The sequence below is a fragment of the Nocardioides lijunqiniae genome (assembly GCF_015024225.1).
GTDB lineage: Bacteria > Actinomycetota > Actinomycetes > Propionibacteriales > Nocardioidaceae > Nocardioides > Nocardioides lijunqiniae.
In genome coordinates this window covers 38,720-53,229 of sequence record NZ_JACJGM010000034.1, presented here as the reverse complement: position 1 = coordinate 53,229, position 14,510 = coordinate 38,720, and the positions used below count along the sequence as shown (strand labels likewise).

General features: G+C 69.7%; 10 protein-coding genes and 1 tRNA gene. 9 read left to right on the top strand and 2 right to left on the bottom strand.

Annotated features, from left to right (window positions below; all coding sequences use genetic code 11):
* The first annotated feature begins 153 nt into the window (after positions 1–153).
* The 3 genes from gltB to pyk all read left to right on the top strand — a co-directional run bounded on the left by gltB (position 154) and on the right by pyk (position 7,701).
* Positions 154–4,704, top strand: a complete 4,551-nt coding sequence (gene gltB, locus IRQ30_RS18435; RefSeq protein WP_193614415.1) for a glutamate synthase large subunit — start codon at positions 154–156, stop codon at positions 4,702–4,704.
* A complete protein-coding gene (locus IRQ30_RS18430) occupies positions 4,697–6,166 on the top strand; it encodes a glutamate synthase subunit beta (protein WP_193614414.1) in 1,470 nt (489 codons plus the stop codon). Before gltB ends, IRQ30_RS18430 begins: the two co-directional genes overlap by 8 nt.
* 71 nt (positions 6,167–6,237) lie before the next feature.
* Positions 6,238–7,701, top strand: a complete 1,464-nt coding sequence (gene pyk, locus IRQ30_RS18425; RefSeq protein WP_193614413.1) for a pyruvate kinase — start codon at positions 6,238–6,240, stop codon at positions 7,699–7,701.
* A 3-nt stretch (positions 7,702–7,704) separates the two neighbouring features.
* Here the strand turns inward: pyk and IRQ30_RS18420 are convergent, their stop codons facing one another.
* Together IRQ30_RS18420 and IRQ30_RS18415 are read right to left on the bottom strand one after the other, a co-directional pair.
* A complete protein-coding gene (locus IRQ30_RS18420) occupies positions 7,705–8,484 on the bottom strand; it encodes a transcriptional regulator (protein ID WP_193614412.1) in 780 nt (259 codons plus the stop codon).
* Between the two features lie 32 nt (positions 8,485–8,516).
* Positions 8,517–8,600 (bottom strand) — tRNA-Leu (locus IRQ30_RS18415).
* A gap of 104 nt (positions 8,601–8,704) precedes the next feature.
* On the opposite strand from IRQ30_RS18415, the gene IRQ30_RS18410 reads away from it, so the two are divergent.
* The 6 genes from IRQ30_RS18410 to IRQ30_RS18385 all read left to right on the top strand — a co-directional run bounded on the left by IRQ30_RS18410 (position 8,705) and on the right by IRQ30_RS18385 (position 14,510).
* Positions 8,705–9,331 (top strand): response regulator, encoded by a 627-nt coding sequence (locus tag IRQ30_RS18410; RefSeq protein ID WP_193614411.1) that lies wholly within the window; start codon positions 8,705–8,707, stop codon positions 9,329–9,331.
* 310 nt (positions 9,332–9,641) lie between these two features.
* Positions 9,642–10,664 carry a branched-chain amino acid ABC transporter substrate-binding protein gene (locus tag IRQ30_RS18405; protein ID WP_227467791.1) on the top strand — a complete coding sequence of 341 codons (1,023 nt, stop codon included), beginning with the start codon at positions 9,642–9,644 and terminating at the stop codon, positions 10,662–10,664.
* A 113-nt stretch (positions 10,665–10,777) separates the two neighbouring features.
* On the top strand, positions 10,778–11,743 hold the full coding sequence (locus tag IRQ30_RS18400) for a branched-chain amino acid ABC transporter permease (protein ID WP_193614409.1): 966 nt from the start codon (positions 10,778–10,780) through the stop codon (positions 11,741–11,743).
* Complete coding sequence (locus tag IRQ30_RS18395) at positions 11,740–12,921, top strand: branched-chain amino acid ABC transporter permease (RefSeq protein ID WP_193614408.1); 1,182 nt, start codon at positions 11,740–11,742, stop codon at positions 12,919–12,921. Before IRQ30_RS18400 ends, IRQ30_RS18395 begins: the two co-directional genes overlap by 4 nt.
* A complete protein-coding gene (locus tag IRQ30_RS18390; RefSeq protein ID WP_227463514.1) occupies positions 12,914–13,816 on the top strand; it encodes an ABC transporter ATP-binding protein in 903 nt (300 codons plus the stop codon). The genes IRQ30_RS18395 and IRQ30_RS18390 overlap by 8 nt, the downstream gene beginning before the upstream one ends.
* Positions 13,800–14,510, top strand: a complete 711-nt coding sequence (locus tag IRQ30_RS18385; RefSeq protein WP_193607100.1) for an ABC transporter ATP-binding protein — start codon at positions 13,800–13,802, stop codon at positions 14,508–14,510. The genes IRQ30_RS18390 and IRQ30_RS18385 overlap by 17 nt, the downstream gene beginning before the upstream one ends.

Here is a 14,510-nt window from a genome sequence, read left to right as displayed (position 1 = left end):
CATGGACGGTCGTCGACTGCCACGAGGCCGTAACCGGGTGGTAATCTGACGACTCCGCCGCGTGGGCCAACGTCGTCCCTTGCGCTCAACCGTGCAGAGTGGTCCAGGGTCACCCCGGGGCTCACCTGCGCACGACGACGACGGGAGAACTCAGTGCCCTACTCGCACGCGTTCCCGCCGCCCCAGGGTCTCTACGACCCTCGCCACGAGAAGGACGCCTGTGGCGTCGCGTTCGTGGCGACCCTCACCGGGGAGGCCAGCCACGACATCGTGGCGAAGGCACTGACCGCCCTGCGCAACCTCGAGCACCGCGGTGCCGCGGGCGCCGAGCCCAACTCCGGCGACGGCGCCGGCATCCTGATGCAGGTGCCCGACGCGTTCCTGCGCGACGTCGTCGACTTCGACCTCCCGCCGGCCAACGCCTACGCCGTCGGCACGGCGTTCCTGCAGGGCGACGAGGCCCGCGTCGCCGAGACGCGCCGCCGCGTCGAGGCGATCGCCGCCGAGGAGGGCCTCGCCGTCCTCGGTTGGCGCGACGTCCCGATCGACCCGTCGGTCCTGGGCGCCACGGCGCTCGGCGTGATGCCGGCCTTCCAGCAGCTCTTCGTCGCCGGCGCCCGCCAGCGCGTGACGGGCATGTCGCTGGAGCGCATGGCCTACTGCCTGCGCAAGCGCGCCGAGCGCGACGCGGAGGTCTACTTCCCCTCGCTGTCCTCGCGGACGCTGGCCTACAAGGGCATGCTCACCACCGAGCAGCTCGACAGCTTCTACCCCGACCTGCGCGACGAGCGGGTGGCCTCGGCCCTCGCCGTGGTCCACTCGCGGTTCTCGACCAACACCTTCCCGAGCTGGCCGCTGTCCCACCCGTTCCGGTTCATCGCCCACAACGGCGAGATCAACACGGTCATGGGCAACCGCAACTGGATGCGCGCCCGCGAGGCGCTGCTGTCCTCCGACCTGATCCCCGGCGACCTCGAGCGGATCTTCCCGATCGTCACGACCGGGGCCTCGGACTCCGCGTCGTTCGACGAGGTGCTCGAGCTGCTGCACATGGGCGGGCGCTCGCTGCCGCACTCGGTGCTGATGATGATCCCGGAGGCGTGGGAGAACCACACCGAGATGGACCAGCGCCGGCGCGAGTTCTACTCGTTCCACTCCGCCCTGATGGAGCCGTGGGACGGCCCCGCGTGCGTGGTGTTCACCGACGGCTCGCAGATCGGCGCGGTCCTCGACCGCAACGGCCTGCGCCCCTCGCGCTACTGGGTCACCGACGACGGCTTGGTCGTCCTCGCCTCCGAGGTCGGCGTCCTCGACCTCGACCCCGCCACGATCGTCCGCAAGGGCAGGCTCCAGCCGGGCCGGATGTTCCTCGTCGACACCGACGAGCACCGGATCATCGAGGACGAGGAGATCAAGTCCGAGCTGGCCTCGGAGCACCCCTACGGCGAGTGGCTGCACGCCGGGCTGATCCACCTCAACGACATCCCCGAGCGTGAGCACATCATCCACACGCACGCCTCGGTCACGCGTCGCCAGCAGATCTTCGGCTACACCGAGGAGGAGCTGCGTGTGCTGCTCTCCCCGATGGCCAACACCGGCGGCGAGACGCTCGGCTCCATGGGCACCGACACCCCGATCGCGGCGCTCAGCGACAAGCCGCGGCTGCTGTTCGACTACTTCAGCCAGCTGTTCGCGCAGGTGACCAACCCGCCGCTGGACGCCATCCGCGAGGAGCTCGTCACCTCGCTCAACGGCACCATCGGCCCGGAGGCCAACCTGCTCGACCCGACGCCCGCGTCGTGCCGCCAGGTCGTCCTGCCGTTCCCGGTCATCTCCAACGACGACCTCGCCAAGATCCGCCACATCAACCGCGACGGCGACATGCCGGGCTTCATCACCCACGTCGCCCGCGGCCTCTACGAGGTCGAGGGCGGGGGAGGTGCGCTCGCGCACCGGATCGCCGAGATCTGCGCCGAGGTCTCCCAGGCGATCGCCGAGGGCGCGCGCATCATCGTGCTCTCCGACCGCCACTCCACGGCCGAGCTCGCGCCGATCCCGTCGCTGCTGCTCACCTCCGCGGTCCACCACCACCTGGTGCGCGAGAAGACCCGCACCCAGGTGGGCCTGCTGGTCGAGGCCGGCGACGTCCGCGAGGTCCACCACGTGGCTCTGCTGGTCGGCTACGGCGCCGCGGCGGTCAACCCCTACCTCGCGATGGAGTCCGTCGAGGACCTCGCCCGCGAGGGCTACTACGTCAAGGTCGAGCCCGAGCAGGCCGTGGCCCACCTGGTGAAGGCCCTGGGCAAGGGCGTGCTCAAGGTGATGTCCAAGATGGGCGTCTCCACGGTCGCCTCCTACACCGGCGCCCAGATCTTCGAGGCCGTCGGGCTCTCCGAGGAGCTCGTCGACCGCTACTTCACGGGCACCACGTCCAAGCTGGGCGGCCTGGGTCTGGACACGATCGCCGAGGAGGTCGCGCGGCGCCACGCCACGGCGTACCCCCGCGGCGGGATCCTGCCCGGGCACCGCGAGCTCGCGACGGGCGGCGAGTACCAGTGGCGCCGCGACGGGGAGCCGCACCTCTTCGACCCCGACACGGTCTTCCGGCTCCAGCACGCCACCCGCGCCGGTCGCTACGACGTCTTCAAGCAGTACACCGCCGCGGTCGACGACCAGTCGAGCCGGCTGATGACGCTGCGCGGGCTGTTCCGGTTCAAGGACGCCGAGGGCACCGGCCGCACGCCGGTCCCGATCGACGAGGTCGAGCCGGTCTCCGAGATCGTCAAGCGCTTCTCGACCGGGGCCATGTCCTACGGCTCGATCAGCCAGGAGGCGCACGAGACCCTCGCGATCGCCATGAACCGGTTGGGCGCGAAGTCCAACACCGGTGAGGGCGGCGAGGACTCCGACCGGCTCTACGACCCCGAGCGCCGCAGCTCGATCAAGCAGGTCGCGTCGGGCCGCTTCGGCGTCACCTCCGAGTACCTCACCAACGCCGACGACATCCAGATCAAGATGGCGCAGGGCGCCAAGCCCGGCGAGGGCGGCCAGCTGCCCGGCAACAAGGTCTACCCGTGGGTGGCCAAGACCCGGCACTCCACGCCGGGCGTGGGGCTGATCAGCCCGCCGCCGCACCACGACATCTACTCGATCGAGGACCTGGCGCAGCTGATCCACGACCTCAAGAACGCCAACCCGTCGGCCCGCGTCCACGTGAAGCTGGTCTCCGAGGTCGGCGTCGGCACGGTCGCGGCGGGCGTCTCCAAGGCGCACGCCGACGTGGTGCTGATCTCCGGGCACGACGGCGGCACCGGCGCCTCGCCGCTCACCTCGCTCAAGCACGCGGGCGGTCCGTGGGAGCTCGGCCTCGCCGAGACCCAGCAGACGCTGCTGCTCAACGGGCTGCGCGACCGCATCGTGGTGCAGGCCGACGGCCAGCTCAAGACCGGGCGCGACGTCGTCGTGGCCGCGCTGCTGGGCGCCGAGGAGTTCGGCTTCGCCACCGCGCCTCTCGTGGTGTCGGGCTGCATCCTGATGCGGGTCTGCCACCTCGACACCTGTCCGGTGGGCGTGGCCACGCAGAACCCCGTCCTGCGCGAGCGCTTCTCCGGCAAGGCCGAGTACATCGTCAACTTCTTCACCTACATCGCCGAGGAGGTGCGCGAGATCCTCGCCGAGCTCGGCTTCCGCAGCATCGAGGAGGCCGTCGGCCAGGTCGGCTCGCTCGACACCGTCGAGGCGGTCGAGCACTGGAAGGCCTCGGGCCTGGACCTGAGCCCGGTCCTGCACGTCCCGGACTCCAGCGCGTTCCCCGACCAGGACCTGCGCAACACCAAGACCCAGGACCACGGTCTCGACCGCTCCCTGGACCTCACCGAGCTGGTCCCGCTGGCTCAGCCGGCGCTCCAGCACGGCGAGCCGGTGCGCGCCCAGGTCGCGATCCGCAACGTCCACCGCACCGTCGGCACGATCCTGGGCCACGAGGTCACCAAGAAGTACGGCGGCGAGGGACTGCCCGACGGCACCATCGACCTCACGTTCGTGGGCTCGGCCGGCCAGTCCTTCGGCGCGTTCGTCCCTCGTGGGGTGACGCTGCGGCTGGAGGGCGACGCCAACGACTACGTCGGCAAGGGCCTCTCGGGCGGACGCATCGTGGTGCGGCCCGACCGTGCGGCGACGTTCAACAGCAACGAGCAGATCATCGCCGGCAACACGATCGCCTACGGCGCCACCAGCGGCCAGATCTTCCTGCGAGGCGGGGTCGGCGAGCGGTTCGCCGTCCGCAACTCCGGCGCGTGGCTGGTCACCGAGGGCGTGGGCGACCACGGCTGCGAGTACATGACCGGCGGCCGGGTGGTCGTCCTGGGCAAGACCGGACGCAACTTCGGCGCCGGCATGTCCGGCGGCATCGCCTGGGTCCTGGACCTCAAGGAGTTCCGGGTCAACCGCGAGCTGGTGGAGCTGGGCCCGGTCACGGGCGAGGCCGCCCGCGAGCTCGAGCAGATGGTGCGTGGCCACCTCGAGGAGACCGGCTCGCCGGTCGCCGAGGAGCTGCTCGCCGACTGGGACCACGCGCTGACGCGCTTCACCGAGGTCATGCCGCGCGACTACCGCGTGGTGCTGGAGGCGAAGGCCAAGGCCGAGGCCGACGGCCTGGACGAGAACCAGATCGCACACAAGATGATGGAGGCACTCCATGGCTGACCCCAAGGGGTTCCTGAAGGTCGGCCGCGAGGTCGCGGAGCGACGTCCGGTCGAGGAGCGGGTCCAGGACTGGAACGAGGTCTACCCCGGTGGGATGGGCCGCGCGCTCCTGCCGATCATCACCGAGCAGGCCGGTCGGTGCATGGACTGCGGCATCCCGTTCTGCCACCAGGGCTGCCCGCTCGGCAACATCATCCCGGAGTGGAACGACCTGGTCTGGCGCGACGACTGGGAGGGCGCGATCGACCGCCTCCACGCGACCAACAACTTCCCGGAGTTCACCGGCCGGCTGTGCCCGGCGCCGTGCGAGACCGCCTGCGTCCTGGGCATCAACCAGGACCCGGTGACGATCAAGAACGTCGAGGTCTCGATCATCGACAAGGCGTGGGAGTCGGGCTTCGTGCGCCCGCAGCCCCCCGAGTGGCTCTCCGGCCGCACGGTGGCCGTCATCGGCTCCGGCCCCGCCGGGCTGGCCGCCGCCCAGCAGCTGACCCGCGCCGGCCACACCGTCGCGGTCTACGAGCGCGCCGACAAGGTCGGCGGGCTGCTGCGCTACGGCATCCCCGAGTTCAAGATGGAGAAGAAGCACCTCGACCGGCGCATCGAGCAGATGAAGCGCGAGGGCACGGTCTTCCGGGCCGGCGTCGACGTCGGTGGCGAGGACCTCACCGGCGACTCGCTGCGCGAGCGCTACGACGCGGTCGTGCTGGCCATGGGCTCCACCGAGGCGCGTGACCTGCCGGTCCCGGGCCGCGAGCTCGGCGGGATCCACCAGGCGATGGAGTTCCTGCCGCAGGCCAACCGGGTCGCGCTCGGCGAGGAGGTCGAGGGCCAGATCCGGGCCGACGGCAAGCACGTCGTGATCATCGGTGGCGGCGACACGGGCGCCGACTGCCTCGGCACGTCGACCCGCCAGGGCGCGGCCTCCATCACGCAGCTGGAGATCATGCCCGAGCCGCCGACCGACCGGCCGGAGGGCCAGCCGTGGCCGACGTACCCGATGACCTTCAAGGTCTCCTCGGCCCACGAGGAGGCGGGGGAGCGGGTCTACGCCGTGTCCACGCAGGAGTTCCTGGGTGACGACGACGGCAACGTGCGCGCGCTGCGCCTGGTCGACGTGGTGTTCGAGGGCGGCAGGCTCACCGAGATCGAGGGCACCGAGCGGGAGATCCCGGCCGAGCTGGTGCTGTTCGCGATGGGCTTCGTCGGACCGGAGAAGCCCGGCCTCGTCGAGCAGCTCGGGGTCGACCTGGACCCGCGCGGCAACGTGCAGCGCGACGGCTCCTACATGAGCTCGCTGCCCGGCGTCTTCGTGGCCGGCGACGCGGGCCGCGGCCAGTCGCTGATCGTGTGGGCCATCGCGGAGGGCCGTGCCGCGGCCGCCGCGGTCGACACCTTCCTGACCGGGTCGACGACGCTGCCCGCGCCGATCCCGCCCACGGCACGGCCACTGGTCGTCTGAGGACGACCGCTCCGCGGGACCGGGGGCGCACACGTTGGTTTTATCGATCTAAGAACCGGTAGGCTCGTCGTGTGCGAAGAGCAAAGATCGTGTGCACCCTCGGCCCTGCCACCAACTCCGAACGTCGTATCCGTGAGCTCGTCTACGCCGGCATGGACGTCGCCCGGCTGAACATGAGCCACGGCAGCCACGAGGACCACGCCGAGGCCTACCGCCTCGTGCGCGAGGCCGCCGACGCCAGCGGGCACGGGGTTGGCATCTTCGCCGACCTCCAGGGCCCCAAGATCCGCCTCGAGACCTTCCCCGACGGTCCGGTCGTGCTGCGGCGCGGCCAGCAGTGGACGATCACCACGCGCGACGTCGCGGGGGACGCCACGATCTGCGGCACGACGTACAAGGGCCTGCCGGGCGACGTCAACGTCGGCGACCCGATCCTCATCGACGACGGCAAGGTGCGCCTGCGGGTGACGGGTGTCGACGACACCGACGTCACGACCGAGGTCCTCACCGGCGGCAAGGTCAGCAACAACAAGGGCATCAACCTGCCTGGCGTCGCGGTGTCGGTGCCGGCGCTGTCGGAGAAGGACATCGAGGACCTCCGCTTCGCCCTCAGCCTCAGCGTCGACTTCATCGCGCTGAGCTTCGTGCGCAACGCGGCCGACGCCGAGGACGTGCGCCGCGTCATGGACGAGGTCGGCGTCCACCTGCCGATCATCGCCAAGATCGAGAAGCCTCAGGCCATCGAGAACCTCGACGAGATCGTGCGCGCCTTCGACGGCTTCATGGTCGCTCGCGGCGACCTCGGCGTGGAGTGCCCGCTCGAGGACGTGCCGTTCCTGCAGAAGCAGATCATCGAGAAGGCGCGCCGCAACGCCAAGCCCGTCATCGTCGCGACCCAGATGCTGGAGTCGATGGTCACCAGCCCGTCGCCGACGCGCGCCGAGACCAGCGACGTCGCCAACGCCGTCCTCGACGGCGCCGACGCGGTCATGCTCTCGGGCGAGACGAGCGTGGGGGAGCACCCCATCCACGTGGTCGAGACGATGGCCCGGATCATCGTGGCCACCGAGCAGCACGCCCTCGAGCCGCGCGAGTACGGTCAGTTCGAGCGGATCACCTGGGACCCCCACACCCGCGGCGGCGTGATCGCGAAGGCGGCCCAGGAGGTCGCCGAGCGCGTCGAGGCCAAGTACGTCGTGGCGTTCACGCAGTCCGGTGACTCCGCGCGGCGGATGTCGCGCCTGCGCGGCCCGATCCCGGTGCTGGCGTTCACCCCGGAGGCGCGGGTGCGCTCCCAGCTGTCGCTGTCGTGGGGGGTGGAGACGTTCAAGACCTCCGAGGTCGACCACACCGACGAGATGGTGCGCCAGGTCGACGAGCAGCTGCTCCAGATCGGGCGCGTCGAGGAGGGCGACCTGGTCGTCATCATCGCCGGTGCCCCTCCGGGCATCCCCGGCTCGACCAACGCCCTGCGCATCCACCGCATGGGCGACGCCATCAACGAGGTCGCGCCGGCCTACAAGCGTCAGGGCTGAGTCTCAGCGCTTCAGCCCGATGAGCTCGTCCAGCCGCGCCACCCCGGCGCGCGTGGACACGCTGATGTGGTGGACGTTGGACTGCCGCCAGGGCACGTCGACGAGGTCGAGCGCCCAGCAGCAGAGCTCGCGGATGTCCACGGAGTAGTTGGTGAACTGCCAGCGGGGATAGGCGTAGTACTTCATGACGCCGGCGACCGGCCGTCGGACGCGGTTGAGCACCCTGCATCCGTCGGAGTGGAACAGACCGCGCAGAAATGGTGCCGGGTGGGCCTCGACGATGGCGCGCTGCCAGGGCTGCAGCACGATCGAGCGCGTGTGCTTGTGCCCGGGACCGTGCTGCGGGAACAGGCACCGCCAGTGCTTCCAGGAGACGGTGAGGATCAGGCAGCCCGTTGATCGGCGCACATGAGGACGCCCGCCCGGCTTGACCCTGGTCATCAGCGAGAGGATCCGCTCGTTGTTCTCCTCATAGCGCGTGTCGTTGCAGATGTGCAGGTTGTAGACGCCGCGGCGACCGCGGCTGAGGTGACCGTCGCCGAGGTACCACCCGAGCAGCTCCGAGTAGGAGCGCTCATCCAGCGGTGCGCCGTCGCAGCGCGGGCACGGGACGGCGCAGTGAGTCTGTCCCCGCGGGAGTCCGCGACGCTGGTAGTCCCGCCTCCACCGGCGGATCGTCTTGATCGCCACGCCGTGTCGGGCCGCGTTGAGTGCGTCGGGCAGGCCGGCGTCGGAGTCACGCAGGGCACTGTCCACGGTCTCCTGCGATCGGATGTGGGGCACCCCCTCATGGTGAGAGGGACCACCGACACCGGTGCCGGGTGTGGGACTTGAACCCACATGTCCTTTCGGACGATGGTGTTTGAGACCATTGCGTATACCGATTCCGCCAACCCGGCTGGGCAGCGTCACCCTACAGAGGTGTCAGCGTGCTGCCGCAGGCGGCGCGACCGCTCCCTGAGCCGGGGGCGCCGGGGGAGGGGCGCCCTACTAGCCTGGCGTCGTGACCGACCCCGCCACCGAGAGCCGCGTACCCGCGCAGCGCACCGTCGTGATCGCCGAGGACGAGACGCTGATCCGCATGGACCTCGCGGAGATGCTGACCGAGGAGGGCTACTCCGTCGTGGGCCAGGCCGGCGACGGCGCCCGGGCGATCGAGCTCGCCGAGGAGCACCGTCCCGACCTGGTGATCCTCGACGTGAAGATGCCCGTGCTGGACGGCATCGCCGCCGCGGAGGCCATCGCGGGCAAGCGGATCGCGCCCGTCGTCATCCTCACGGCGTTCTCCCAGCGCGACCTCGTCGAGCGCGCCCGCGACGCCGGCGCCATGGCCTACCTCGTGAAGCCCTTCTCCAAGACCGACCTGCTGCCCGCGATCGAGATGGCGGTCAGCCGCTTCGCCGAGCTGAGCATGCTGGAGGCGGAGGTCGCCGACCTGTCGGAGCGCCTCGAGACGCGCAAGGCCGTCGACCGCGCCAAGGGCGTCCTGCAGAAGCAGCTCAGCCTCTCCGAGCCGGAAGCCTTCCGGTGGATCCAGAAGACCGCGATGGATCTTCGTCTCTCCATGCGGCAGGTCGCGGAAGGCGTCGTGGAGCACGGCCCGGGCGTCACCGGAGCCGGCGACGCGTGAGCGGCACTCGATAACGGATCGGTGATGATTCGGCAGCCTTCGCTCAAGTTCCTTACAGGAGGGTGCTCTCGGGTGTACGTTTCCGCACCGGAGGCACCGGCACCGTCGGGATGTCGTGCTCCGACAACTCTGCGTCCTCGGTAGTCGGCCGAGGTCCTGACGAGAGGTAGATGTCTTGAGGCGAAACACACGATTCGGGCTCGGAGCAGTGGTCGTATCACTGGCCCTGGCCGTTTCTGCTTGTGGAACGACCGACGATAACGAGGCGGGTGGCGGCGGCGGGGACGACTGCGCCTTCAACATCGGCGTGATGGGTGCCCTCAGCGGCAGCAACGCCAGCGTCGTGCTGCCGTCGGTCAACGGTGCCAAGCTCGCGCTGAAGCAGTGGTCCGCGGACAACGACGACTGCGATATCTCCCTCGAGGAGTTCGACACCGAGGGCGACCCGGCCAAGGCCACGCCGGCTGCGACCAAGATGGCCACGGACGAGACCTTCATCGGCGTCATGGGTGGCGCGTTCTCCGGTGAGACCCGCGCGACGAAGGCCACCTTCGACGACGCCGGCCTGACCATGATCAGCCAGTCCGCCACGGCCACCGACCTCACCACCGAGGAGCCGGCCGCGGTGTTCCACCGCGTCATCGGCTACGACGAGGTCCAGGGCGCGGCCATCGGCCGCTACCTGCGCGACGTCGCGGGCGCCAAGAAGGTCTTCGTCGTCGACGACTCCACCACCTACGGCGAGCCCCTCGCCAACAAGGTCAAGGAGGAGCTGGGCGACCTGGTCGTCGACAGCGACAAGACCCAGGAGGGCCAGACCGAGTTCTCCGCCGTCGTGTCGAAGATCGAGTCGGCCGAGCCCGACGCCGTCTTCTACGCCGGCTACGCCGCCGAGGCGGGCCCGTTCCTGAAGCAGCTCCGTGACGCCGGCGTGACCGCGACCTTCGTGGGTGGTGACGGCCTCTACGGCGCCGACTTCCCCAAGGCCGCCGGTGACGCGTCCGAGGGCGCCATCATCACCTGCCCGTGCCTCCCGGCCGACCAGGCCGAGGGCACCTTCGCCGCCGACTACGAGGCCGAGTTCGGCGAGGCGCCCGGCGCCTACGCCGCCGAGGGCTTCGACGTCATGACGATCTTCCTCGCCGCCATCAAGGACGGCGCTCGTGACCGCAAGGCCATGGAGGAGTTCGTCGACGGCTACGAGGGCACCGGCCTCACCAAGGAGTACGCCTTCGACGACAAGGGCGACGTCGCCGAGGAGAACGTCGTGATCTGGACGTACAAGGTCACCGACGGAGCCCTCGCGGCCGAGCAGGAGATCCCCAAGGCGTAACCAGCAGCAAGCACCGATGACCAGCGGGGCGACCGGGTCGAGACCCGGCCGCCCCGCTGGCATGGCCCACGCACCGTGGGCCGCCGTCCTGGCTCACGCACTGGGGAGACTCCATGGATTTCAGCAGCCTCATCGACCAGATCGGTGAGCACACCGCCAACGGCCTGACCAAGGGCGCGATCTACGCGCTGGTCGCGCTCGGCTACACGCTCGTCTACGGCGTTCTGCGCCTGATCAACTTCGCCCACTCCGAGGTCTTCATGGTGGGCACGTGGGCCGTCCTGGGCGTCTACACCGTCCTGGGCGCCACCGGCAGCAGCGGCGTCGGCATGGTCATCCTGGCCACCGCGCTCGCCGCGCTCGCCGCGGTAGTGGCCTCCGCCAGCACCGCCCTCATCGTGGAGCGCGTCGCCTACCGGCCGCTGCGCAAGAAGAACGCACCGCCCCTGATCTTCCTGATCACCGCGATCGGCTGCTCGCTGGTCCTGGTCGAGCTGTTCGGGCACGTGTTCCGGGTGTTCTTCGGCCCGCCGTTCGGTCGCGCGCTGGTGAGCATCCCCAGCCTCATCGACACCGAGGTGTGGCTCAACCTGGGCAAGACCTCGATCACCAACATGCAGATCATCGTCGTGGTGGGGGCCGTCGTGATGATGGTCGCGCTCGACACCTTCGTGAACAAGACCCGCCTGGGTCGCGGCGTGCGCGCCGTCGCCCAGGACCCCGACACCGCAGCCCTCATGGGCGTCAACCAGGACCGCGTCATCATGCTGGTCTTCATCCTGGGTGGGGCCATGGCCGGGGTCGCGTCGATCCTGTACACGATGAACTACGACATCACGAAGTTCGACATCGGCTTCCTGATCGGAGTCAAGGCCTTCACCGCCGCCGTCCTCGGCGGCATCGGCAACCTGCGCGGCGCCCTCGTGGGCGGCCTGCTGCTGGGCGTCGTCGAGGTCTACTCCTCCACCCTCTTCAGCTCCAACTGGGAGGACGTCACCGCATTCGTCGTCCTGATCCTGGTGCTGATGTTCCGACCGACCGGCATCCTCGGTGAGTCGCTAGGAAAGGCACGCGCATGAGTGACTCTGGCAAGGGCTCCGACACCGCTGTCGCGCCCCGCAAGGGCCCGTTGGGCCTGCCCCACCTCGGCATCGTCGACCGCTGGCAGCGGGCGCCGATCTGGATGAAGCTCCCGGTCGTCCTGGCCGTGGTCTCGTTCTGCTTCTACCTGCCCTTCCTGAACATCCTGCCGTTCGCGCAGGTGCGCACCGACCTGAACGCCGCCGGCACCGACTGGTCCAGCGTGCTGTTCCTGATCGTCGTCTACATGATCGTGGCGGTCGGGCTGAACGTCGTGATCGGGCTCGCGGGCCTGCTCGACCTCGGGTACGTCGGCTTCTACGCGCTGGGCGCCTACTCCGTGGCGCTGTTCGGCTCGTCGAGCTCGCCGGTGACGATCGCGCTTCAGGAGAAGCTCGGCTTCGCCGAGGGCTGGGCGGTGCCGTTCGCGGCCTGCATCCCGCTGGCGATCGCGTTCGCGCTCGTCGCCGGCGTCATCCTCGGCGCCCCGACCCTGCGGCTGCGCGGCGACTACCTCGCCATCGTGACCATGGGCTTCGGCGAGATCATCCGGATCATCCTGCGCAACGCGACCGACGTGACCGGTGGCCCCAAGGGCGTCATCGGCATCCCGAAGCCTCCGGGCCCGGTGGACGCCGACGGGCGTGACTTCTTCAACGGCCTCGACGTGCACCGCTGGTACTGGCTGGCGCTGATCGTGCTGTTCCTCCTGATGTTCCTCGTGCGCCGGCTGGAGAACAGCCGCGTGGGCCGCTCCTGGCTGGCCATCCGCGAGGACGAGGACGCCGCGCGGATCATGGGCGTCAACGCGTTCAAGTTCAAGCTGTGGGCCTTCGCGATCGGCGCCATGCTCGGCGCCATCGCCGGTCTGCTCTTCGCGAGCAAGCAGGGCGTGGTGGAGCCCAACGGCTTCAAGCTGAACCTGTCGTTCCTGTTCGTGGCCATGGTCGTCATCGGCGGGTCCGGCAACATGATGGGCGTGCTCTTCGGCGCCTTCCTGATCACCTACCTGCCCGAGCGGTTCCGGTTCCTGGACCAGTGGCGTCCGTTCGGCTTCGGGGTCGCCCTCGTCGCCGTGATGGTGCTGCGCCCGCAGGGCCTGATCCCCAACCGCCGAAGAGCTCGAGAGCTCGAGGACCGCAAGGCAGAGGCAGAGGAGGCGGCAGTCGATGTCTGAGCAGACGATGGAGTCCACCCGCGCGGCAGGACACGAGGCGGGGGAGGTGCTGCTGGAGGTCGACCACGTCACGTTGAGGTTCGGCGGTGTCGTCGCCCTCAACGACGTGGACTTCCAGATCCGCCGAGGCGAGATCCTCGGTCTGATCGGGCCCAACGGCGCCGGCAAGACCACCTGCTTCAACGCGATGACCGGCGTCTACAAGCCGACGTCGGGGGAGATCCGGTTCACCGGCAAGCAGATCAGCGGCCGGCCGAGCCACCAGATCACCGCCATGGGCATCGCCCGCACGTTCCAGAACATCCGGCTCTTCCCGGAGATGTCGGCCCTGGAGAACGTGATGGTGGGCTGCGACACGCGGCACAAGACGAGCGTGCTGGGCGCCTTGTTCCGCCTCTACCGCGTCCGCCCCAAGGAGCACGAGCTCCCGGAGAACGGTCTGAAGCGCGCGTTCGCCAAGGTGTTCGGCACCAGCCGGCACGTCCTGGAGGAGCGCGCCGGTCGCGAGAAGGCGATGGCGCTGCTGCGCTTCGTCGGCGTCGCCGACCGGGCGCACGAGCTGTCGCGCAACCTGCCCTACGGCTACCAGCGGCGCCTCGAGATCGCGCGCGCCATGGCGACCGACCCCCAGCTCCTCTGCCTGGACGAGCCGGCCGCCGGCTTCAACCCGGCCGAGAAGGAGGACCTGATGGACCTGATCCGTCAGATCCGCGACCGGGGTCTCACCGTGCTGCTGATCGAGCACGACATGAAGCTGGTCATGGGCGTCACCGACCGGATCGTGGTGCTGGAGTTCGGCACGAAGATCGCCGACGGGCTGCCGTCCGAGGTCGCCCGCAACCCCAAGGTCATCGCTGCCTACCTAGGAGAGCCCGACGATGCTGCTTCAGCTTGAGGACGTGGTCCTCGCCTACGGAAAGATCGAGGCGCTCCACGGCCTGACGATCGAGGTCGACGAGGGCGAGGTCGTCGCCCTCATCGGCGCCAACGGCGCCGGCAAGACCTCCACGATGCGTGCGGTCTCCGGCGTGCGTGGCATCCAGTCCGGGAGGATCACCTTCCAGGGCGAGGACGTCACGAAGCTCCGGGCCGACCAGCGGGTGCGCAAGGGGCTCAGCCTCGCGCCCGAGGGCCGCGGGATCTTCCCCGGCATGACCGTCGTGGAGAACCTCGACATGGGGGCCTACACCCGCCGTGACAAGTCCGAGGTCACCCAGGACTTCGACCGGGTCTTCGACCTGTTCCCGCGCCTCAACGAGCGGCGCAAGCAGATCGCGGGCACCATGTCCGGCGGCGAGCAGCAGATGCTCGCCATCGGGCGGGCACTGATGGCGCGGCCCAAGCTGCTCCTGCTGGACGAGCCGTCGATGGGCCTGGCCCCGATGCTCATCCAGCAGATCTTCACGATCATCACCGAGATCGCGGAGCAGGGCACCACCATCCTGGTGGTCGAGCAGAACGCCAAGCAGGCGCTCTCGCGCGCCGACCGGGCCTACGTCCTGGAGACCGGCCGGATCGTCAAGACCGGCACCGGCGCCGACCTCCTCGACGACCCGAGCATCCGCGAGGCCTACCTCGGCGTCGCCTAG

Coding starts and splice junctions, on each gene's coding strand:
- IRQ30_RS18385 (WP_193607100.1), top strand. CDS start 13,800: ATGCTGCTTCAGCTTGAGGACGTGGTCCTCGCCTACGGAAAGATCGAG.
- IRQ30_RS18390 (WP_227463514.1), top strand. CDS start 12,914: ATGTCTGAGCAGACGATGGAGTCCACCCGCGCGGCAGGACACGAGGCG.
- IRQ30_RS18405 (WP_227467791.1), top strand. CDS start 9,642: ATGGGTGCCCTCAGCGGCAGCAACGCCAGCGTCGTGCTGCCGTCGGTC.
- IRQ30_RS18430 (WP_193614414.1), top strand. CDS start 4,697: ATGGCTGACCCCAAGGGGTTCCTGAAGGTCGGCCGCGAGGTCGCGGAG.
- IRQ30_RS18395 (WP_193614408.1), top strand. CDS start 11,740: ATGAGTGACTCTGGCAAGGGCTCCGACACCGCTGTCGCGCCCCGCAAG.
- IRQ30_RS18400 (WP_193614409.1), top strand. CDS start 10,778: ATGGATTTCAGCAGCCTCATCGACCAGATCGGTGAGCACACCGCCAAC.